Raw genomic sequence first — 3771 nt, 5'->3', positions numbered from 1 at the left:
TTTACATCGCCTTTGATGACGCGCTCGTAAGCTTCCGGCAGCTTCTGGATGGAGGTCAGCTCGATGTCGGAGACAATGTTGTGTTCGGCGCAGTAGTCCAGCATCTCCTGCGTCTCGGCCATGCCGCCGATCATCGATCCTGACAACGAGCGTCGATTGGCGAGAATAGCGAACGGAGCGATGGACAGAGGCTGCTCCGGCAAGCCGACCGAGCAGAGTGTGCCATCGAGCCGCAGCAGGTTGAGGTAGTCGTTCAGGTTGTGTTCTGCCGAAACGCAATCCAGAATGAAGTCGAAGCTGCCCGCATGTTTTGCCATGGCATTGGCATCTTTGCTGATGACGACTTCGTCCGCACCAAGCTTCTTTGCGTCTTCGATCTTGCTCTCCGAAGTTGTGAACTGGACGACGTGCGCTCCGAAGGAGTGCGCGAACTTCAAGCCCATGTGTCCCAGACCGCCGAGGCCGACGACGCCAACCTTCTTGCCTTTTCCCGCGTTCCAGTGGCGCAGGGGCGAGTAGGTCGTGATGCCCGCACAAAGCAGCGGTGCTACGGCGGCGAGATTCAACTTCGGCGAAATCGTGAAGGTGTACTTCTCATCGACGACGATGTTGTTCGAGTAGCCGCCAAAGGTGAGCTCGCCCTTGTAGTCGCGCGCATTATAGGTTCCGACCATGCCTTTGGTGCAGTAGGGCTGGGCTTCGGCCTTGCAGTTCTCGCAGATGCGGCAGGAGTCGACCATGACGCCGACACCGGCGAGATCGCCCTTCTTGAACTTCGTCACCGACGAGCCGACCGCGGTGACGTGGCCGACGATCTCGTGGCCGGGAACCATGGGATAGATGGACTGACCCCACTCATCGAGGACCTGGTGAATGTCCGAGTGACAGATGCCGCAGTAGGCGATCTCTACGACGACGTCGTTGGGGCCGGGTTCCCTGCGGTCGAAGCTGAAGGGAACGAGTGGCGACTTCTTATCGTGTGCGGCGTATCCATGAGACTTCATTGAGAAACTCCTGAGGTTATTCGTCGTAGTGTAAGAGGCTGAGGACGTCGTATTCCTGAAACTTTTCGCGGCCTTTGAGGAAGTCGAGTTCGACGGCGAAGCCTAAGCCTGCGATCTCGCCGCCGAGTTGGCGGACTAGCTGGACGGTGGCCTGCATGGTGCCGCCGGTGGCGAGCAGGTCGTCGACGATGACGACGCGCTGGCCGGGCTGGATGGCGTCGAGGTGGATTTCCAGCGAGTCGCTGCCGTACTCGAGATCGTAGGTCACGCGGGCTGCCTTTGCGGGCAACTTGTTGGGCTTGCGCACGGGGACGAAGCCTGCGTTGAGGCGGTAGGCGAGCGCCGGGCCGAAGATGAAGCCGCGCGCCTCGATGCCGAGAACGAGATCGATGTCTTTGCCGATATAGTAGGCGGCGAAGGCGTCGATGAGCTGGGCAAAACCTGCCTTGTCCTTGAGCAGCGTGGTGATGTCGTAGAAGAGGATTCCAGGCTTGGGAAAGTCGGGAACGGTGCGGACGAGTTCTTTCAATGGTTCGCAGTTATGGGACATCGTTTTTACCAGGCTCCTTCAATGTTGAACTCTCCGAGATTTAGGCCTTCGCTCTCGTCGAGCTCGTGTTCGATGACTGCATCGACGCGGCTGCCGCGTGAACCTTTGCGGAGTGCATCTTTTAGTTCCGCTAAATCTTCGGAGTTACCGGCTGCGACGATCTCGACGTGGCCTTCCTCGGTGTTGCGGACCCAGCCCTTGAGGCCGATCTCAGCGGCTTCGCGCTGGACGAACCAGCGGAAACCGACGCCCTGCACGCGACCCTTGACGAGGTAGTGGCAGACCATCGGTGCTAGAGGACCATGTGGTCGGGTGGAATCTGGACGGGGCCTTGGTTGTCGCCGGGGAGACGTCCCAGCTCAAGCTCCGGCTGGATGTTCTCGTTGATGACGGGAAGGCTGGGCAGTTTGTCGGTGCTGCCGGCTTCGCGGACGACGGCGTCGGCGTGGGTAAGGACTTCTTCGACCGTCATGGTGTACATCTCGCGGCCGTTGTCGTAGCCGGACTCGATGGCGTGCTTGAGGTAGCGGCCAGCGGTCTGGGCGGCGAGGTAGTCGGTGATGACGTGGCCGTTGCGGCGCTTCTGCTCGACCCAGGCGACGTTGGGCATGGCGATCCAGACGGGCTTGCCGTTGACGGAGAAGCGGATATCGGTGGCGTCGGCGTGGCGCGTGGCGATGGCGACGACGGTGCCTTTCCAGAGGCAGCGGAGCTCTTCTCCGGTCCAGCGGTCGGTTACTTTAAAGTCTTCATACATAGCTGACTCTAGATTAGTTCACGGTGGGGGGATGGGCAAGGCGAGGCAGGATTTGCCCATCCCCGATTGCTTTATTTCTCTGCCGTGTTAGGTTTCCCGTTCGCTGCTGTCTTCTTCGGGGTCGGAGTAGTGGGAGATGGCGAGATCGAGGCCGTCGGCGGAGGTGGCGTAGTCACGGACGACTTCGGAGGCTTTGGGCCGGGGATGGAGCCTTGAGGCGTTGAGGGAGGCGAGTTGGAGGCCGTAGAGAAGCGCGGAGGCGCACTTGGTGTCGAGGGTGCTGGTCGCGAGCGCGTTGATGACCATCGAGAGCGCAAGCTGGATGGATTCGGCGTCTTCGAGCGCTAATAGCTCGAGGTTCTGGCCGGGTATGAGATAGCCGCGAGAGGCTTCGGTATGACGGAATCCACGATGACGATGGTGGAGGCGGTTGTGGAAGTAGCACCACTGATTGCCGGACAACGATGGAGAGCCACAGCGGGTTCCATTGGTGCGGACATGACGGCATAGAGGCGTTGGCATAGTTTGCTCCTTTGTTTGGGGGGCCACCCCCCCCGGTACCCTGGTAATAAGTTGAATGGTTGCAATGGTTTAGCGGATGTATTGCCGCTAAAATATTGCAAACAAGGAAGTTACAGCTAAAATATTGATTTAAAAAGGGAAAGCCCCAGCGTTTGCTGAGGCTTTCTTGCTTTTCGATCTACTAGCTCTATTTTAGCGAATTGCTACAAACTAACCGACAATTGATATCGCCTTTGGTTTCATGGAGTTAAGCGATTTCGGGGCTTGACATCGTATTTTTGGGCCAAAAACGCAAAAAATAAATTTGGGGGTGAGGATTTGAGGGAATTGCGGATTGCTTCCGACAAGCCGACATATCCTTACTAATCCAGTGTCGGTGAGTGCATCGGCGATTTGCACTAAGCCGCTAGCGCGGCGGGGTATGGTTCTGTGGCGTTTGGATAGAGTGTTGGACACCGAAGGAGGTGTCCATGACACAGCTACGCCAACGCATGCAGGAGGATCTCCGGCTACGGAACTTCTCCGAACGTACGGTTCGCCACTACACCCACACGGTTGCGGAGTTCGCAACCTACTTCCACAAGTCACCTGATCAGCTCGGCCCCGAGCATGTTCGGACGTTTCTTCTGCATCTGCTCAACGAACGGAAGCTTGCCTGGGGAACGATCCAAGGGGCCCGGTCGGCGCTGAAGTTCCTCTACATGCGGACCCTGAAGCAGACCTGGTTCGATCAGGAGATCATCAAGCCCAAGGTGCGGCGCAAGCTTCCCACAGTCTGGAGCCGGCAGGAAGTCTGTGCCGTGCTCGATGCAGAGATGAACATCAAGCATCGGGCGTTGCTGGCCCTGTACTACAGCGCCGGGCTTCGCTGCCAGGAAGCTCTCGACCTGAAGGTCACTGACATCGACAGCAAGCGGATGATCATCCACGTGCGCGAA

6 protein-coding genes are annotated in these 3771 nt (G+C 58.3%); 1 reads left to right on the top strand and 5 read right to left on the bottom strand.

From position 1 onward, the window contains the following. From VMU57_RS18660 to VMU57_RS18640, 5 genes are all read right to left on the bottom strand, one after another. Window positions 1-1004, bottom strand: a 1004-nt coding sequence (locus tag VMU57_RS18660; RefSeq protein ID WP_325386190.1) for an NAD(P)-dependent alcohol dehydrogenase, incomplete at its 3' end; no start/stop codon positions are given. 16 nt (window positions 1005-1020) lie between these two features. Further along, window positions 1021-1554 (bottom strand): adenine phosphoribosyltransferase, encoded by a 534-nt coding sequence (locus VMU57_RS18655; protein ID WP_158909997.1) that lies wholly within the window; start codon window positions 1552-1554, stop codon window positions 1021-1023. 5 nt (window positions 1555-1559) lie between these two features. Beyond that, window positions 1560-1841 carry an acylphosphatase gene (locus VMU57_RS18650; RefSeq protein WP_325386187.1) on the bottom strand — a complete coding sequence of 94 codons (282 nt, stop codon included), beginning with the start codon at window positions 1839-1841 and terminating at the stop codon, window positions 1560-1562. A gap of 5 nt (window positions 1842-1846) precedes the next feature. Then, window positions 1847-2311 carry a hypothetical protein gene (locus tag VMU57_RS18645; protein WP_325386185.1) on the bottom strand — a complete coding sequence of 155 codons (465 nt, stop codon included), beginning with the start codon at window positions 2309-2311 and terminating at the stop codon, window positions 1847-1849. Between the two features lie 87 nt (window positions 2312-2398). Next, window positions 2399-2833: a hypothetical protein gene (locus VMU57_RS18640; protein ID WP_325386183.1), complete on the bottom strand. Its 435-nt coding sequence runs from the start codon at window positions 2831-2833 to the stop codon at window positions 2399-2401. Window positions 2834-3303: 470 nt separating this feature from the next. Here VMU57_RS18640 and VMU57_RS18635 point away from each other — a divergent pair. Further along, the coding region (locus VMU57_RS18635; protein ID WP_325386181.1) for a site-specific integrase at window positions 3304-3771 on the top strand (468 nt) is incomplete at its 3' end.

This window comes from Edaphobacter sp., from assembly GCF_035532915.1.
Classification (GTDB): domain Bacteria; phylum Acidobacteriota; class Terriglobia; order Terriglobales; family Acidobacteriaceae; genus Edaphobacter.
The sequence above is the reverse complement of the archived record's forward strand: the minus strand, read 5'-3'. Positions and strand labels throughout refer to the sequence as shown.

Coding starts and splice junctions, on each gene's coding strand:
- VMU57_RS18655 (WP_158909997.1), bottom strand. CDS start 1,554: ATGTCCCATAACTGCGAACCATTGAAAGAACTCGTCCGCACCGTTCCC.
- VMU57_RS18650 (WP_325386187.1), bottom strand. CDS start 1,841: ATGGTCTGCCACTACCTCGTCAAGGGTCGCGTGCAGGGCGTCGGTTTC.
- VMU57_RS18645 (WP_325386185.1), bottom strand. CDS start 2,311: ATGTATGAAGACTTTAAAGTAACCGACCGCTGGACCGGAGAAGAGCTC.
- VMU57_RS18640 (WP_325386183.1), bottom strand. CDS start 2,833: ATGCCAACGCCTCTATGCCGTCATGTCCGCACCAATGGAACCCGCTGT.